This is a genomic window from Bacillus sp. FSL H8-0492, assembly GCF_038006145.1.
Classification (GTDB): Bacteria; Bacillota; Bacilli; order Bacillales; family Bacillaceae_G; genus Bacillus_A; species Bacillus_A mycoides.
Map to the genome: position 1 here is coordinate 1,717,768 of NZ_JBBOUP010000001.1, position 16,132 is coordinate 1,733,899.

Below are 16,132 nucleotides of genomic sequence, written 5' to 3' on the forward strand. Positions count from 1 at the left end.
TTATTTCCAAAGAAATAATTCAGAAAATACAGAAAAATATCGTAATTATTTGTAGAAGTCTGTTATAATATACAGAAATGAAAACGCTTTAAAGGGAGGCTATAAACAATATGATGATGAATGTACCGCTAACAATTAGTTCTATGATGGAAAGAGCAGAGAAACTGTTTTCGAAGAAAGAAATTGTTTCACGGACACATGATACAGTTACGACGCTAACGTATAAGCAGTTAGGTGAAAGGACGAGAAGACTTTCAAGTGCGCTAAAAAAATTAGGAATTAAAGAAGGCGAGCGTATAGGAACGTTAGCGTGGAATCATCATCGACATGTGGAAGCGTATTTTGCTATTCCTGGTATTGCTTCCGTTTTACACACAATTAATATTCGTTTATCTCCTCAACATATTTCATACATTATTCAGCACGCAGAAGATCGAATTCTACTTATAGATGAAGATCTCGTACCACTTGTTGAAAATATTCAATCACAATTATCAACCGTACAAGCCTACATTATTATGACTGATAAAGATGAACTTCCCAATACTACGCTAGAACCTGTATATCATTATGAAAAGCTATTAGAAGAAGGCGATCCAACTTTCCAATTTGTAAAAGATATTGATGAAAATACACCTGCTGGTATGTGTTATACGTCAGCGACTACAGGAAACCCAAAAGGTGTTGTATATACGCATCGTAGTACTGTATTGCATTGTATGGCACTCGGTTTAGCGGATACAGCTGCTTTATCGGAAAGTGATGCGGCGATGGCAATTGTACCGATGTTCCATGTGAATGCTTGGGGGCTTCCTTTTGCAGCTACTTGGTTTGGAACTAAACAAGTTCTGCCAGGACCAATGTTTACTCCAAAAATTTTATTAGAGATGATTCAAGCTGAAAAAGTAACGATAGCAGCAGGTGTGCCGACAATTTGGCTCGGTGTATTACAAGAGTTAGAAAATAATAGTTACGATTTATCTAGTATAACGAGAATATTATGCGGTGGTGCAGCTGCACCGAAAAGCGTTATTAAAGCATTTGAGCAAAAATATAATGTTCCTTTCGTACATGCATATGGTATGACTGAAACAAGCCCACTCGTAACACTTGCACGTTTAAAAAGTTATGAAACAGAATTATCATATGAAGAGCAATTAGAAATCCGCTCAAAACAAGGATATCTTGTCCCTGGTGTAGAGATGAAAGTAGTCGGTACAAACGGTGAAGTGAAGTGGGATGGTACTGAGATGGGAGAGTTATGTTTACGAGCACCTTGGATCGCTGAAAGCTATTATAACGATGATCGTACTGTCGAAGGATTCCGAGACGGTTGGTTATATACTGGTGATGTTGTTACAGTTGATGAGGAAGGCTGCGTGAAAATTGTTGATCGTACGAAAGATGTTATTAAAAGCGGGGGAGAATGGATTTCTTCAGTGGATCTTGAAAATGCTTTAATGGCACATGATGCTATATTTGAAGCGGCTGTCGTTGCAATTCCTCATCCGCAGTGGCAAGAACGCCCAGTTGCCTGCGTTGTTCAAAAGAAAAATAGTACGGTTACAAAAGAAGAAATATATGAGTTTTTAAAACCGCAGTTTGCGAAGTGGTGGTTACCAGATGATATTGTATTTATGGAAGAAATACCAAAAACATCTGTTGGGAAGTTTTTAAAACAGGCACTTCGAAAAGAACTTGAGCATTTGCATAAAGAGAAATAATTGAATTTATATTTGTAAACCAATATTAAAAATAAGTTGACAAAAAGCTAGTGAAAAGATAATATAACTCCTATAATATGTTACCTAAAAATCATTTTAAGTTTACAAATAGGAGAAGCAAATATGAATACAAAAAACTTAGTTTTCGTCGCTTTATTTAGTTCTATTATGGGAGTGTTAGGATTAATACCCCCAATTGCTCTTGCTATTACACCAGTTCCGATTACATTACAATCACTCGGTGTTATGCTTGCTGGTGGATTGTTAGGATCACGTCTTGGTGCGTTAAGTCAGCTTATTTTCTTACTTATAGTTGGAGTTGGAGCACCATTACTTGCTGGTGGACGCGGTGGTCCAGGCGTATTTGTTGGGCCAAGTGCAGGATATTTACTTGGTTATATCGTTGGAGCGTTTGTCATTGGTTATTTAATTGAGCGTTTAAGTGAAGTTTCTATAATAAAGGTATTATGTATTAATATAATTGGTGGTATTTTCGTAGTTTATGTATTTGGTATTATTGTACAAGCTTTCTTTATGGATGTTTCTATATGGCAGACGATGAAAGTAAGTGCCGTATTTTTACCAGGTGATTGCATAAAAGCGATTATAGCAGCAATTCTTGTAACGAAATTACATCGTTCATTGAAACATATTATTACGCCTGCTCTCAAGAGTGGGAAATATACAAATGCGGGATAAGAAAGAGAAGAAACACGTTTATTGCGTGTTTCTTTTTATTATTTTGTAAAGAAAGGACGTCTCAAATGGGGATTACAAAAGAATATAAAAAGTATGCCTCTTTACAAACAAATAAAATAGCAATAAAGGAAAATGATCGAGTATTAACATATAAAGAGTGGTTTGAGTCAGTATGTAAAGTAGAAAATTGGTTGAATGAAAAAGAATCGCAGAATAAAACGATAGCAATTGTATTAGAAAATAGTATGGAGTTTTTACAACTATTTGCGGGTTCCGCGATGGCTGGATGGGTTTGTGTGCCGTTAGATATAAAGTGGAAAGAGGATGAGCTCAAAGAAAGAATTGCAATTAGTAATCCGGATGTGATTGTGACAGAGCGATATAAGGTCAATGATCTACCGGATGAAGAAGGAAGAGTAATTGAAATTGATGAGTGGAAAAGAATGATAGAGAACTATCTTCCTACATATAATCCTGTAGAAAGTGTACAAAATGCTCCGTTTTATATGGGATTTACATCAGGATCGACTGGGAAGGCAAAAGCATTTTTACGTGCACAACAATCGTGGGTTCATAGTTTTGATTGCAATATACATGACTTTCATATGAAAAAAGAAGATTTTATTTTAATAGCTGGGACGCTCGTTCATTCTCTTTTCTTATACGGGGCAATAAGTGCATTGTTTTTAGGGCAAACGGTACACATAATGAGAAAGTTTGTACCAGTTCAAGTGCTATCTACTATAAGGATAGAGAATATTTCTGTAATGTATACAGTTCCTACAATGCTTGAGTCTTTGTATAAAGAAAATAAAGTAATTGAAAGTGAAATGAAAATTATTTCGTCAGGAGCGAAATGGGAAGCTGAAGCAAAAGAGAAGATGAAGAATGTGTTTCCTTATGCAAAAAGATATGAGTTTTATGGTGCGTCTGAGCTAAGCTTTGTAACGGCATTGGTTGATGAAGAGAGTGAAAGAAAACCGAATTCAGTAGGGAAACCTTGTCATAATGTACAAGTTCGAATATGTAATGAAGCAGGAGAAGAAGTACAGACAGGTGAGATAGGAACTGTGTATGTGAAAAGTGATCAATTTTTTATGGGCTATGTATCGGATGGAGCTATAATCCCGCAATTGTCCGAAGGTGGCTGGATGACAGTGCAGGATGTGGGCTACCAAGATGAAGAAGGCTTTATATATATTGTTGGTAGAGAGAAGAATATGATTTTATTTGGAGGAATTAATATTTATCCAGAAGAAATAGAAAGGGTATTACAGACACATCCAGCTGTTGAAGAAATAGTTGTGGTTGGTGTAGAAGATAGTTACTGGGGTGAAAAGCCTGTCGCTATCGTAAAAGGAAGTGCTACAAAGCAACAATTAAAGAGTTTTTGCTTACAACGATTATCATCTTTTAAAATACCGAAAGAATGGTACTTTGTTGATGAAATACCTTATACAAATAGCGGGAAAATAGCTCGCAATGCAGCAAAAAATATGATTGAAAACCGGGAGAAGATATATGAATAGAGCGGTTATTGTAGAAGCGAAAAGAACACCTATTGGTAAGAAAAATGGGATGTTGAAAGATTATGAAGTTCAGCAATTAGTAACGCCGCTTCTTACGTTTTTAAGTAAAGGAATTGAGAGAGAAATAGACGATGTCATATTAGGGAATATTGTGGGGCCGGGAGGGAATGTTGCAAGATTATCTGCTTTAGCGGCAGGACTTGGTTATCATATTCCTGGTGTAACGATTGATAGGCAATGCGGCGCTGGATTGGAAGCGATTCGCACCGCATGTCATTTCATTCAAGGCGGCGCAGGTAATTGTTATATTGCAGGAGGAGTAGAGAGTACAAGTACATCACCTTTTCAAAATAGAGCGCGATTTTCACCAGAAACAATTGGTGATCCAGATATGGGATTAGCGGCTGAGTATGTTGCAGAGCAATATAACATAACAAAAGAGATGCAAGATGAATATGCTTGTCTTAGCTATAAAAGAACGCTGCAAGCATTAGAAAAAGGATATATACAAGAAGAGATATTACCTCATTATTTTAATGGATTATTAGATGAATCTATAAAACGAGAAATGAATTATGAAAGAATGATTAAAAGAACAAAGCCCGCATTTTTGAAAAATGGTACAGTAACGGCAGGTAATTCGTGCGGTGTAAATGATGGAGCATGTGCTGTTCTTGTAATGGAAGAGGGGCAAGCCCGAAAATTAGGATACAAGCCTGTACTTCGTTTCGTTCGTAGTGCTGTAGTTGGCGTGGATCCCAATCTTCCAGGGACTGGTCCGATATTTGCGGTGAACAAATTATTAAACGAAATGAATATGAAAGTAGAGGACATCGATTATTTTGAAATAAATGAAGCATTTGCTTCAAAAATTGTTGCTTGTGCAAAGGAGTTACAAATTCCTTTTGGAAAATTAAATGTAAATGGTGGAGAAATTGCGCTCGGTCATCCGTACGGTGCATCTGGAGCTATGCTTGTGACACGTTTGTTTTATCAAGCACAAAGAGAGCATATGAAATATGGAATTACGACGTTAGGAATTGGTGGTGGAATAGGGCTTGCGCTATTATTTGAGAAAGTAGAAAACTAGAAAGGGACTAGTTTTCTACTTTTTGAGGAATATAAGCATTACTACCAGGTTTTGCTTTTATTTCATTCCAAGCAGCGATAGCATCAGCTTTTGATTTCCCTTTGTTATTTGGATCTTCGAAAAAGTCGCGAGTGAAACGATTGTATTCAAACTGCGCGCTGATAGTTGTTTTGTATGTAGGATCTTTTTTTCGTTCGTTTTCTTCATACCAAAACGTTATCGCGTCTTCATATGTTTTTCCAACATTCTCTTTAAAAAATTTTTGAAGAGCTACTGTAAAGCGGAAGTTTGCTCCGATTTTTTCTTTGAAAAAAGAACGAACATCTTCGCTACAGCGGTGATTGTTAGTAATAATCGTTTGAAGAGAAAGTTCTTTATAAGAGAGGGAAGCTTTACTCACCTTTTGACTAGAGCTGTTTTTTAATATTTTACCAGTATGTAAATAATGTGAGATACGCTCGGTTATTTCAATCTTAGAGCCACTAGCTGACAAACCATGCTCACGACAAAATGTTTGGAGTTCTGCTTTTAACCAATAAAAGTTTTGGAAATCTTCAAGTGATATAGACTTTGTTAAAGGTGGACGCATAGATGTAACAACTTCTTTCTTCCATAATTTTCTTTAATTATAAAACATATGTTCTTTTTGTGGAAGGATTAATTTGTAAATATAACGGGAAGAGGAGATTACATATGGAAAGTGTAATGTAAGTTCGTGTTACGGGAATTTTAATTGAAGATGAAAAAGTATTGCTAGTAAAGCAAAAAGTTGCTAATCGCAATTGGTCTTTACCTGGAGGAAGAGTAGAGAACGGTGAAACGTTAGAAGAAGCGATGATTCGAGAAATGAGAGAAGAAACAGGATTAGAAGTTAAAATTAAGAAGCTACTCTATGTTTGTGATAAACCAGATGCTAGTCCATCTTTATTACATATTACGTTTCTGCTTGAAAGGATTGAAGGTGAAATTACGCTACCTTCTAATGAATTTGATCTTAATCCAATTCATGATGTACAAATGGTAGTGATTAAAGACTTAAGTCATTATGGTTTTTCGGAAACTTTTATAACTCTTATAAGTGAAGGTTTTGCAAGTGCAGGGAGTTATCAAGGCTTGAAACAAAATATAGGCCTGTAAATAATTGAAGGATAGCCGTTAGCTACCCTTCATAAACATGTTTTACACTGCTGACTGTAAAGAAGAAACAAGTTGATTTAAAAACTCATCTCTACTCATAATTGCTTTCCCACCGCCACGAGCACTCTTTTTATTTCCTCCGCCTTTTCCTTCAATAGAAGGGAGGGCATCTTTTAAAAGAGCATTCATATCGAGTGTCACTGCTTTACCACAAGCAAGAATACATTGTAATTTGTCCTCATTTTCAATAACGAAGTATGTAATTGCGTGTTCTTGTTGTTCTGTAATAATGGCAGCTAGTTTTGCGACTTCTTGCATAGAGCGATTTGTAAATGCTCGAGAGATAAGTGTTCCAGCATATATTTCTGCAGGTTGTTGTAATAGTTCATTTGCTTCTACAAATAATAGTTTTTCATTCATTGCTTGTATTGCCTTTTCGTTTTCTTTTTGAGAGGTAAGAAGTTGTGCTACTTTTGCTGGAATATCAGTTTCGCTACTGTTCAATTGCTTAGAAACATCGGTTAATATTTGTTGATGTTGTCCCATTAATTTAAGAGAACGCCAACCAGCTATAAATGTTAAGCGTATACCACCTTTATTGCGCTCCCATCCTAGTACTTGAATAGGACCTACTTCACCTGTATGTTTCGGGTGTGTTCCACCACAACCGTTGTAGTCATAGTTTTCGATGATAACAACCCGTATATTTTCTGTCATAGTTGGTTCTTTGCGAAGGGGTAATGCTTTGGCCTCTTCTAAGTTCATCCATTTAATACGAATAGGGGGGTTTTCAAAAACAATTTGATTAGCAATTTGTGCGGCCTTCTCAACAGTTTCTGTAGAAAGATTGGCAGTTTCTAAATCAATGGTTATAGTTTCTTTTCCAAGATGGAACCCGATTGTCGGTATGTTAAAGTGATCCCAAAAAGCAGCGGATAAAATGTGCTGAGCTGTATGTTGTTGCATATGGTCAAAACGGCGCTCCCAATCTATTTTACCTTCTACTTCTTCTGTATGTAATTGTTCTATTATGAAATGACGAATTTCTCCATTTACTTCTTCAACGTTAATTACCGGAATACCATTTAAAGTTCCAGTGTCATGTGGTTGTCCGCCGCCTGTTGGATAAAATGCAGTTTCATTTAAGACAACATATAAGTTTCCTTCTGTATCATGCTCTTGTTTTATAACTTTAGTAGTAAAGTCTTTCTTATAAGCGTCGATGTAATATAATTTTTTCTCCAATTTTCTTTCCCCTTTCGTGTTAGCTAGTTTCATTGTAAAGCAATTGAAATTAGTTTCCTAATATTTCAGAAGAAAGAAACTTTTTTTAGAATTTTCTTGCTATAATAAGAAGAAAATGCGGGGGGGGAATGAAAATGCCATATGAAAACGGCGTAGATAAGTTGCTTAGTTTAAGCAGAAATATTTCCGAATTATATCGAGAATTAAATGAGATGACCCGGATTTTAACGGATTGTAATCGAGAAAGTGTGAAATTTGATCGGTTATATGTAAAGGAGTTACTTTGGAAAAAAGAAGATGTCATAGAGAAGTATGAACAATTACTCGTCCAGCTTTGTATTAATGAATGCTTTGATTTAAAAAGTGTAATTACTGGCGAATATAAGTATACATATGAAGAAGTAGAAAGCATTGTTTTAGAATTTAATGAAAAGTATAATGTAGCTATTTTGATTAAAGATGTTTGTAAAGAACTACAGTTTACATACGGAATTGATATGGAAATAACGAGAACAGCTCGGGTATAAACATCTCAAGTATAGAAAAAGGAAAAAGAAAGCAGATCCTTTGCTTTCTTTTTTTATGTAAGAAAAGGGAGAGTAGGTTTAAAGATGAAGGGGAAGTTACAAAATATTCATCCACTTGGAATGAGTATCATTATAGGGACATTATTTGCTAGGTTTGCAACTTCAATGAGCATTCCTTTTTTAGCGATTTATTTAACGACTGTTAAAGACGTATCGGCTGGAATGACCGGTGCTATCATTGGAACGAGTGCGCTTGTTGGAGTGTTAGCTAGTTTTATTGGAGGCAATTTATCGGATCGATTTGGTCGAAAGATGATTATAATATGGTCCATGATTGTTTGGGTGTTTGTATTTATAGGATTTTCAGTTGCAGATCATGTTTTGAGTTTCTTTCTATTAAACGCTTTGAATGGATTATGTCGTTCTTTTTTTGAACCGACATCAAGAGCTTTATTATCAGATTTAACGAAACCAGAGTATCGTTTACTCGTATATAATTTGCGTTACGGTGCAATAAATGTTGGAGTAGCGATGGGTCCACTTGTTGGATTACAGATTGGAAGTGCAAAATCAACGATTCCTTTTTTAGTAGCCGCTGGAGTGTACATTTTATATACAGTTATATTAGCGTTTCAATTTAAGAAATATCCACTTGATAATAAGAAAGTAACTACAGAAAATCCGGTCACAATGTTAAGTGCGGTTCGGATTTTGCGAAAAGACATAGTATTTTTAGTTGCTTTAGTCGGAATCATTTTGAGTAATAGTGGTTTTTCACATTTAACGACGACACTATCTCAATATTTTGCAAACGCACATATATTTCAAGATGGAGTAAAGTTGTTCTCATATATGCTAACTTTAAATGCGGTTACAGTAGTAGTTATTCAATACCCTGTTATTCAAATGTGTAAAAAGTATACGCCGTTAGCATCTATTATGGTTGGAACGTTATTTGTGAGCGGGGGATTGTTTGGATTTGGACTAGTAGAATCTATGTTAGGGGCTGCTATATGTACAATTATTTTTACATTCGGAGAAGTATTAATGTTTTCAATGACAGATGTATTTATTGATGAGATAGCTGTTTCGCATTTGAAAGGGACATATTTTGGAGCTATGGGCTTTTCGGGAATTGGAGTAGTAATTGGTCCTTGGTTTGGCGGGATACTTCTCGATCATTATGGATATCAAAATGGCTTTATTGTATTTTTTATATTAGCTGTTTTTTCAACCACTGCATTTCCAGTCCTATTAGTTACAAAAAGCTTAATGAAAAAAAGATATATTAGAAATTCTAAAATAGAAATACATGCGAAATAACATAAGCCCCAGCAAACTAAAAGGTTGCTGGGGCTTATGTTTGTATTTATATTAATCGTTAATTCGAAAAAAGACTTTCTCTTCATGCGTGTTGGCAACTTCATTTTTGGAAATATGAATGGCTAAATATCCATTCTCTAAGCAGGCTAGCATCTTCTTATAAATAATATTAGCAGGTAAAGGAATTATCCGCTGTAAAGAATTATTTTTATGAAGTATGCAAATGTTTAGGCCTGTCTCCATCTTTTTAATGAGTACATCTTGTTCAGTTACATTTAGTACATCTGTTTCCAAAATGTATTCTTGTTCTGTTTCACAAAGGTCAATATGAATTTGATTTGGAAAACTAAAGTTACTATAAGAATCGGAACAAAATTGATCCATCCATTCTTCGAAACCATCAACATGAAAAAGACAATCCTTCTTTTTCTTGCCCATGAAAGACACCCTCCGTAAAATCTCAATTCATACTATGTTATGCATGAATGAAATAGAGGTGAAGAACAAATAGAAAAATATAAACATTTTATGTGAAAGATACAGTGTGTGTGAATACTTTTGCTTTACATATCATGATGTGCATGATTTTTTTGACGTGAATGATTACGGTTTTTAACTTTATGAGATCCACTTAAAGGCTCGGGCTGTCCAGAAGATTGCCCTTTTTTCTCGTTTTGACGATTAGATTGATTCTTGTTTTTACCCATTGTATTTTACACCTCCTCTCCCTATTTAGAATGAGAGAAGTTTGCGAATTTATACGAGAATGTTTTTTGAGAAATGGGTAAAGATAAGTAGGACTAACTCATATAGGAAGGGGAAAGTGTTATGCCATATCATAAAGATAAGCAACAGGCTTTTCAGGCCGCGCAGCAAGGGGTTGTTCAAGCGGAAAATATATTCAATAATATTGTGAAAAATGACCCGAATTACGGCCATGATTTAAAAGAGTTACGCCAAGAAGTGCAAGAGGCGTACGAACAGATTCAAAATGCACTTGAAGTAGCATCAGAAACGCAGCGTCCACAACTTGAGCAATATGAAAGTAATCTCCAAAATATTATGCGAAATGTAGATCAAATAGAAAAGTGAAAAAGGTTGTTGTGAATTCAACAACCTCATTACTTTTAGTGCTACTATGCTGAAACGAAAAATTATTCTATCAATTTTTTCTTTAATTTGTGCAGTACATATATTTCAAGTGGACAAAGTGGAAGCTAAAATGTTGTTAAGAAAAGAGCTAGAGCCAACTGGCTATGTAACATGGGAAGTGCCAAATAATGAAAAAATTATCGCAATTACATTTGATGATGGACCGGACCCAACTTATACACCGCAAGTATTAGAGTTATTACGTCAATATAAAGCGGAAGCGACTTTTTTTATGATTGGCTTTCGAGTTCAGCGTAATCCGTACTTAGTAAAGCAAGTGTTGAAAGAAGGGCATGAAGTCGGAAATCATACGATGAATCATTTGTATGCGAGTAATTCATCAGATGAAAAATTAGAACATGATATTTTAAATGGAAAGAAATATTTTGAAAAATGGGTGAAAGAACCTTTATTGTTCCGTCCGCCAGGTGGATATATTAATGATGCTGTATTTACTACGGCAAAAAAAGCTGGGTATCAAATTGTTCTATGGTCATGGCATCAAGACCCTCGTGATTGGGCGAATCCGGGTACAGAATCCATAGTAAATCATGTTGTGAAAAATGCTAAAAGTGGAGATATTGTACTGTTGCACGATGGAGGAAGTGATCGTAGTCAAACAGTGGCGGCATTAGCAAAAATTTTACCTGAACTGAAAAAGCAGGGTTATCGATTTGTAACAGTTTCGGAGTTGTTACGTTATAAACATTAGAGAAAATCCCAAAAGGTATACCTTTTGGGATTTTTCGTTACTGATTCTTTTTTCGTTTCTTATTATTTTGTCGCTCTGCCGGAGTTAAAGGTTCATTTGCGAACTCTTCATTATAGCCAGTTCCTTGCCCTTGGGCGGATGCAGCATTCATTCCTGAAATAATATGATTGGCTTTTCTTTTACCCATTTTTCTCACCTCTATAATGTTTTTTATAGACGAACCATGAGTCGTTCATAGCATATATGAACGTAAAGTAAAACACTGAAAGAGTGCTTTACTTTATAGTAATAGTATTAATAAAGAGCATGGACACTATTCAAATTTAGAAAGATAAAGAAAACTTATGATAATCCATAAGTTTCTTATTATTTACTTATTTAGAAAGTTGTAATAAGATATTATCGTAAGGTATTGAAAAGTTTGTCTACATTTTATATTCAGACAAATTAGTCACGTTTAACAGGGGGGAAACATAATGGTCAAACATAATCCATTTCAATCACGTGCAACTTTTGAACTAGATGGAAAGACGTATCATTATTATCAATTGAAAGCGCTTGAAAACGCAGGGGTTGGCAACGTATCTCAATTACCATATTCCGTGAGAGTTTTACTTGAATCTGTACTTCGTCAAGTAGACGGACGCGTAATTACAGAAGAACATGTTACAAATTTAGCGAAATGGGGAACGAAAGATGTTCAAGATATCGATGTTCCGTTTAAACCATCTCGCGTAATCTTACAAGACTTCACAGGTGTTCCAGCTGTTGTAGATTTGGCTTCGCTTCGTAAAGCAATGGCAGATATGGGCGGAGATCCTGATAAAATTAATCCGGAAATTACTGTAGACCTTGTAATTGACCACTCTGTACAGGTTGATAGAGCGGGTACAGCGGACTCGCTTGCATTCAACATGGACTTAGAGTTTAAACGTAATGAAGAACGTTATAAATTTTTAAGCTGGGCACAGAAATCATTTGATAACTACCGTGCAGTTCCACCAGCAACAGGTATTGTACACCAAGTAAATCTTGAATATTTAGCACCGGTTGTTCATGCGGTGAAAAATGCTGAAGGTGACTTAGTTGCATACCCAGATTCATTAGTTGGAACTGACTCACATACAACAATGATTAATGGTATTGGTGTTCTTGGATGGGGCGTTGGTGGTATTGAAGCAGAAGCAGGAATGCTTGGACAGCCTTCATATTTCCCAGTACCTGAAGTAATCGGTGTGAAATTAACTGGTACACTTCCAAGTGGTACAACAGCAACTGACGTTGCATTAAAAGTAACACAAGTGTTACGTCAAAAAGGTGTAGTTGGTAAATTTGTTGAGTTCTTCGGTAATGGACTAAAGAGCATGCCTTTAGCTGACCGTGCAACAATTTCAAATATGGCACCAGAATACGGTGCAACTTGTGGATTCTTCCCAATCGACGATATTTCATTAGAATACTTACGTTTAACAGGTAGAGATGAAGAGCAAATTCGCGTTGTTGAAGAATATTGTAAAGCAAATGGCTTATTCTATACAGCAGACAGTAAAGATCCAATTTATACTGATCTTGTTGAAATTGATTTAAATACAATCGAATCTAATCTTTCTGGACCGAAACGTCCGCAAGATTTAATCCCACTTTCAAATATGAAAGAGGAGTTCCATAAAGCTGTTGTAGCACCAGTTGGAACACAAGGGCTTGGATTCAATGAGCAAGAGTTTGATAAAGAAGTGAAAGTTACATTGAAAGATCAAGAAGTAACGATGAAAACAGGTGGAATTGCAATCGCTGCAATTACAAGCTGTACAAATACGTCAAATCCGTACGTGTTAATTGGAGCAGGGTTAGTTGCGAAGAAAGCAATTGAAAAAGGACTTAAAGTACCTGGTTACGTAAAAACATCGTTAGCACCAGGATCTAAAGTTGTTACAGAGTACTTAGATAAGTCTGGTTTAACAACGTATTTAGATCAATTAGGTTTCCAAACAGTTGGTTACGGCTGTACGACTTGTATCGGTAACTCTGGTCCATTAGCAGAGGAATTAGAAGAAGCAATCGCAGCAAATGATTTATTAGTAACATCTGTTTTATCTGGTAACCGTAACTTTGAAGGTCGTATTCACCCACTTGTAAAGGCAAACTACTTAGCATCACCACCACTTGTTGTGGCATATGCACTTGCAGGTACTGTTGATATTGACCTGAAAAATGATGAAATCGGTAAAGATGTAAATGGTAATGCTGTTTACTTTAATGATATTTGGCCATCAGCTAAAGAAATTGAAGATGTAGTTCAAAGTGTTGTTACATCTGAATTGTTCAAAAAAGAATATGCACAAGTATTTAACAGCAATGAGCGCTGGAATGAAATCCAAACTTCAAATGAAGCTTTATATACTTGGGATAATGATTCAACATACATTCAAAACCCACCGTTCTTCGAAGGATTATCTAAAGAGCCAGGTGAAGTTGAAACGTTATCAGGTTTACGCATAGTTGGTAAATTTGGTGATTCTGTAACGACAGACCACATTTCACCAGCAGGTTCAATTGGTAAGCACACGCCAGCTGGACGTTATTTACTAGAAAACGGCGTACAACCAGTCGACTTTAACTCTTACGGTTCTCGTCGTGGTAACCATGAAGTTATGATGCGTGGTACATTTGCAAACATCCGTATTAAAAACCAAATCGCACCAGGAACAGAAGGCGGATATACAACATATTGGCCAACTGGTGAAGTAACATCTATCTATGATGCTGCGATGAAATATAAAGAAGATGGCACAGGCCTTCTAGTTGTTGCTGGTAAAGACTACGGTATGGGAAGTTCTCGTGACTGGGCTGCGAAAGGTACAAACTTATTAGGTATTAAAGCAGTAATCGCAGAAAGCTTCGAGCGTATTCACCGCAGTAACTTAGTATTAATGGGCGTATTACCATTACAATTTAAAGATGGCGACAGTGCTGAAACATTAGGTCTTGTTGGTGACGAGTCATTTGAAATTCAAATTGACAAAACGGTTAGACCACGCGATCTTGTAAAAGTAGTTGCAATCGATGCAGAAGGAAAAGAGAAGCAATTTGAAGTAGTAGCCCGTTTCGATAGTGAAGTTGAAATTGACTACTACCGTCACGGTGGTATCTTGCAAATGGTTCTTCGTTCGAAAATCGAAGAGTCTAAAGTGTCAAACTAAATAATTGAAATGAATGATAAGGAAGCTAACATTTGTTAGCTTCCTTACTTTATGTACAGAGGGAAAGGGATGAAACCATTTGGTTTCATCCCTTTCCTTTTATTATGCAAAATTGGGGGAATGACAATGAATGAGTATAGAAGAATAATGTTGCCGCTGTTGCAAGAAAAGCTATTGCTAATTAGTGCGATTTGTAGCGGAATAGTAGCTGCCATTTTAAATTTATCCCGTCCGCTATTTATGGGGCTAATTGTAGATAACATTATTCAGCGGGAGTTAAAAGGTACGTATGTATATATTGCTTTGTTTACGGGGAGTCGATTTTTGATGTGGGTGAACAATCTGTTATTTGATTATGTAAGCTCAAAAGTAAGTCAGCGAATATTACGAGAGAAGCGTATAGATGTATTACGTCATTTTTTCTTATTACCGTTTGAAGAAAGTGAGAAGGTAAAACAAGGGGAGTTAGAAACATTAGTCGTTTCTAATATTCCGAATTGGGTAAGGTTATATGGATCTATATTAATAGAATACATCCACGCCATTGCACAATTTATTGGTGCGTTCATAGCTCTACAACATATCGATGTACAGTTCATATGGTGGATAACCCCGTTTTTATTTTTAAGTGCAATTGTTCCAATGCTTATGGGGGGAAAAGTAAGAAATATTGCAAGTATTGCTCAAAAAAATCAATCAAGTGTTGTAGAGATGATGTCACAGTTTGTAAAAGGTATACAAGATTTACGTAGCTTACAAAAAGAAAAATGGGCAATTCATTTGTTTAAAGGAGTGACGGCACAATCTTATAAAACAGAAGTAAGGAAGACGATGATACAACATTGTATTGGGATAGTTGGAACGGTAATAGAAACAGGAGCATATATAGTTGTTCTTATTATAGGAGCAAAAAAAATAATAAAAGGGGATATGGAAGTCGGTTCGCTTGTAGCGGTATTAGCTACAATTGAGATGTTATTTTTTCCTGTTCGTTATGCAAGTGATTTATTAATGATGACACAAGTTGCTATTGCTTCGGCAAATCGAGTTTTTTGTTTTTTAAATATAGGAGCTGAATACAGAAATGTAGAGAGAGCGATGGGAATGAGATTAACAAATGTTTCATTTCAAGAGAACGTCGAAGAGAGATGTAGAATTAAAAATATTCATTTGCAAATTAATCCTGGTGAACTCGTCATTATTGTAGGAGAAAGTGGTGCAGGAAAAACAACGCTTTTAAAATTAATAACGGGTGTGTATAAACCATCTAACGGTAGCATTGTTTATTATGGTAATGGGGCTCGTATGACTACAGTGTGGCAAGAACCTCGTTTCTTTCGGACGACAGTAAAAGAGAATATGTATTTCGGGGAAGAGTATTTAGAAAACCAGTTAGCAAAAAATATTGAACTTGTAAATGCGAAGTCAATTATTAGGAGTTTATCTAAAGGGATTCAGACTGTACTACATAAAAGCGGTGAAGAGTTTTCGGGAGGAGAGAGAAAGCGTCTTGCGTTATTGCGAGCGATTGTATCAAATCCGAATCTCATTATTCTAGATGAACCGACTGCGGGATTAGATCTGAGCAATCAAGAAGTGGTTTGGAATATGCTTAAAGGGCTAGGGGGGAATGTAACGAGAATTGTGACGACACATGATGTTGAGAGGGCGATGATAGCGGATCGAGTTGTGGTCATGAAGAATGGAATTGTTGTGGAATGCGGGGATCCTAGAGAATTATTAACGTGTAAGTCATTGTTTAAAGAGATGCTAATAAAAAGATAAGAGCTATAT

16 protein-coding genes are annotated in these 16,132 nt (G+C 36.0%); 11 read left to right on the forward strand and 5 right to left on the reverse strand.

Annotation, left to right across the window (positions count from 1 at the left end; genetic code table 11):
* The first annotated feature begins 110 nt into the window (after nucleotides 1-110).
* The 4 genes from MHH66_RS08775 to MHH66_RS08790 all read left to right on the forward strand — a co-directional run bounded on the left by MHH66_RS08775 (nucleotide 111) and on the right by MHH66_RS08790 (nucleotide 5,042).
* Nucleotides 111-1,724 carry a long-chain fatty acid--CoA ligase gene (locus MHH66_RS08775; RefSeq protein ID WP_002167835.1) on the forward strand — a complete coding sequence of 538 codons (1,614 nt, stop codon included), beginning with the start codon at nucleotides 111-113 and terminating at the stop codon, nucleotides 1,722-1,724.
* A gap of 123 nt (nucleotides 1,725-1,847) precedes the next feature.
* Nucleotides 1,848-2,423 (forward strand): biotin transporter BioY, encoded by a 576-nt coding sequence (locus tag MHH66_RS08780; protein ID WP_078185248.1) that lies wholly within the window; start codon nucleotides 1,848-1,850, stop codon nucleotides 2,421-2,423.
* Nucleotides 2,424-2,488: 65 nt separating this feature from the next.
* Complete coding sequence (locus tag MHH66_RS08785) at nucleotides 2,489-3,952, forward strand: acyl-CoA synthetase (protein ID WP_078185249.1); 1,464 nt, start codon at nucleotides 2,489-2,491, stop codon at nucleotides 3,950-3,952.
* Nucleotides 3,945-5,042 (forward strand): acetyl-CoA C-acyltransferase, encoded by a 1,098-nt coding sequence (locus tag MHH66_RS08790; RefSeq protein WP_078185250.1) that lies wholly within the window; start codon nucleotides 3,945-3,947, stop codon nucleotides 5,040-5,042. Before MHH66_RS08785 ends, MHH66_RS08790 begins: the two co-directional genes overlap by 8 nt.
* Before the next feature lie 7 nt (nucleotides 5,043-5,049).
* Here MHH66_RS08790 and MHH66_RS08795 read toward each other — a convergent pair whose 3' ends face one another.
* On the reverse strand, nucleotides 5,050-5,631 hold the full coding sequence (locus tag MHH66_RS08795) for a DUF6434 domain-containing protein (protein WP_002033539.1): 582 nt from the start codon (nucleotides 5,629-5,631) through the stop codon (nucleotides 5,050-5,052).
* Between the two features lie 137 nt (nucleotides 5,632-5,768).
* On the opposite strand from MHH66_RS08795, the gene MHH66_RS08800 reads away from it, so the two are divergent.
* A complete protein-coding gene (locus tag MHH66_RS08800; protein WP_234803736.1) occupies nucleotides 5,769-6,179 on the forward strand; it encodes an NUDIX domain-containing protein in 411 nt (136 codons plus the stop codon).
* A gap of 42 nt (nucleotides 6,180-6,221) precedes the next feature.
* Here MHH66_RS08800 and MHH66_RS08805 read toward each other — a convergent pair whose 3' ends face one another.
* Nucleotides 6,222-7,424 carry an alanyl-tRNA editing protein gene (locus tag MHH66_RS08805; protein WP_165689469.1) on the reverse strand — a complete coding sequence of 401 codons (1,203 nt, stop codon included), beginning with the start codon at nucleotides 7,422-7,424 and terminating at the stop codon, nucleotides 6,222-6,224.
* 134 nt (nucleotides 7,425-7,558) lie between these two features.
* On the opposite strand from MHH66_RS08805, the gene MHH66_RS08810 reads away from it, so the two are divergent.
* Together MHH66_RS08810 and MHH66_RS08815 are read left to right on the forward strand one after the other, a co-directional pair.
* Nucleotides 7,559-7,951: a hypothetical protein gene (locus MHH66_RS08810; protein WP_002137716.1), complete on the forward strand. Its 393-nt coding sequence runs from the start codon at nucleotides 7,559-7,561 to the stop codon at nucleotides 7,949-7,951.
* Between the two features lie 84 nt (nucleotides 7,952-8,035).
* Nucleotides 8,036-9,274 (forward strand): MDR family MFS transporter, encoded by a 1,239-nt coding sequence (locus MHH66_RS08815; protein ID WP_002128510.1) that lies wholly within the window; start codon nucleotides 8,036-8,038, stop codon nucleotides 9,272-9,274.
* Between the two features lie 51 nt (nucleotides 9,275-9,325).
* Here the strand turns inward: MHH66_RS08815 and MHH66_RS08820 are convergent, their stop codons facing one another.
* Both MHH66_RS08820 and MHH66_RS08825 read right to left on the reverse strand, forming a co-directional pair.
* Nucleotides 9,326-9,712, reverse strand: coding sequence for an Hsp20/alpha crystallin family protein (locus MHH66_RS08820; protein ID WP_002066632.1), 387 nt, complete (start codon nucleotides 9,710-9,712; stop codon nucleotides 9,326-9,328).
* Between the two features lie 125 nt (nucleotides 9,713-9,837).
* Nucleotides 9,838-9,981, reverse strand: a complete 144-nt coding sequence (locus MHH66_RS08825; RefSeq protein ID WP_002128508.1) for a small acid-soluble spore protein P — start codon at nucleotides 9,979-9,981, stop codon at nucleotides 9,838-9,840.
* A gap of 121 nt (nucleotides 9,982-10,102) precedes the next feature.
* Between MHH66_RS08825 and MHH66_RS08830 the strand changes: the two genes are divergently transcribed.
* The gene (locus tag MHH66_RS08830; protein WP_002014282.1) at nucleotides 10,103-10,366 is read left to right on the forward strand and encodes a hypothetical protein; all 264 of its coding nucleotides are present in this window, start codon (nucleotides 10,103-10,105) and stop codon (nucleotides 10,364-10,366) included.
* Between the two features lie 46 nt (nucleotides 10,367-10,412).
* Nucleotides 10,413-11,138, forward strand: coding sequence for a polysaccharide deacetylase family sporulation protein PdaB (gene pdaB / locus MHH66_RS08835; protein WP_078185252.1), 726 nt, complete (start codon nucleotides 10,413-10,415; stop codon nucleotides 11,136-11,138).
* 37 nt (nucleotides 11,139-11,175) lie between these two features.
* On the opposite strand, the gene sspO is transcribed toward pdaB, so the two are convergent.
* Nucleotides 11,176-11,325 (reverse strand): small acid-soluble spore protein O, encoded by a 150-nt coding sequence (gene sspO, locus MHH66_RS08840; protein ID WP_002033549.1) that lies wholly within the window; start codon nucleotides 11,323-11,325, stop codon nucleotides 11,176-11,178.
* A gap of 289 nt (nucleotides 11,326-11,614) precedes the next feature.
* On the opposite strand from sspO, the gene acnA reads away from it, so the two are divergent.
* Both acnA and MHH66_RS08850 read left to right on the forward strand, forming a co-directional pair.
* Complete coding sequence (gene acnA, locus MHH66_RS08845) at nucleotides 11,615-14,338, forward strand: aconitate hydratase AcnA (protein ID WP_078185253.1); 2,724 nt, start codon at nucleotides 11,615-11,617, stop codon at nucleotides 14,336-14,338.
* A gap of 69 nt (nucleotides 14,339-14,407) precedes the next feature.
* Nucleotides 14,408-16,123: an ABC transporter ATP-binding protein gene (locus MHH66_RS08850; RefSeq protein ID WP_078185254.1), complete on the forward strand. Its 1,716-nt coding sequence runs from the start codon at nucleotides 14,408-14,410 to the stop codon at nucleotides 16,121-16,123.
* The last annotated feature ends 9 nt before the right edge of the window (nucleotides 16,124-16,132 follow it).

Coding starts and splice junctions, on each gene's coding strand:
- MHH66_RS08775 (WP_002167835.1), top strand. CDS start 111: ATGATGATGAATGTACCGCTAACAATTAGTTCTATGATGGAAAGAGCA.
- MHH66_RS08780 (WP_078185248.1), top strand. CDS start 1,848: ATGAATACAAAAAACTTAGTTTTCGTCGCTTTATTTAGTTCTATTATG.
- MHH66_RS08785 (WP_078185249.1), top strand. CDS start 2,489: ATGGGGATTACAAAAGAATATAAAAAGTATGCCTCTTTACAAACAAAT.
- MHH66_RS08790 (WP_078185250.1), top strand. CDS start 3,945: ATGAATAGAGCGGTTATTGTAGAAGCGAAAAGAACACCTATTGGTAAG.
- MHH66_RS08795 (WP_002033539.1), bottom strand. CDS start 5,631: ATGCGTCCACCTTTAACAAAGTCTATATCACTTGAAGATTTCCAAAAC.
- MHH66_RS08810 (WP_002137716.1), top strand. CDS start 7,559: ATGCCATATGAAAACGGCGTAGATAAGTTGCTTAGTTTAAGCAGAAAT.
- MHH66_RS08815 (WP_002128510.1), top strand. CDS start 8,036: ATGAAGGGGAAGTTACAAAATATTCATCCACTTGGAATGAGTATCATT.
- MHH66_RS08820 (WP_002066632.1), bottom strand. CDS start 9,712: ATGGGCAAGAAAAAGAAGGATTGTCTTTTTCATGTTGATGGTTTCGAA.
- MHH66_RS08825 (WP_002128508.1), bottom strand. CDS start 9,981: ATGGGTAAAAACAAGAATCAATCTAATCGTCAAAACGAGAAAAAAGGG.
- MHH66_RS08830 (WP_002014282.1), top strand. CDS start 10,103: ATGCCATATCATAAAGATAAGCAACAGGCTTTTCAGGCCGCGCAGCAA.
- pdaB (WP_078185252.1), top strand. CDS start 10,413: ATGCTGAAACGAAAAATTATTCTATCAATTTTTTCTTTAATTTGTGCA.
- sspO (WP_002033549.1), bottom strand. CDS start 11,325: ATGGGTAAAAGAAAAGCCAATCATATTATTTCAGGAATGAATGCTGCA.
- acnA (WP_078185253.1), top strand. CDS start 11,615: ATGGTCAAACATAATCCATTTCAATCACGTGCAACTTTTGAACTAGAT.
- MHH66_RS08850 (WP_078185254.1), top strand. CDS start 14,408: ATGAAACCATTTGGTTTCATCCCTTTCCTTTTATTATGCAAAATTGGG.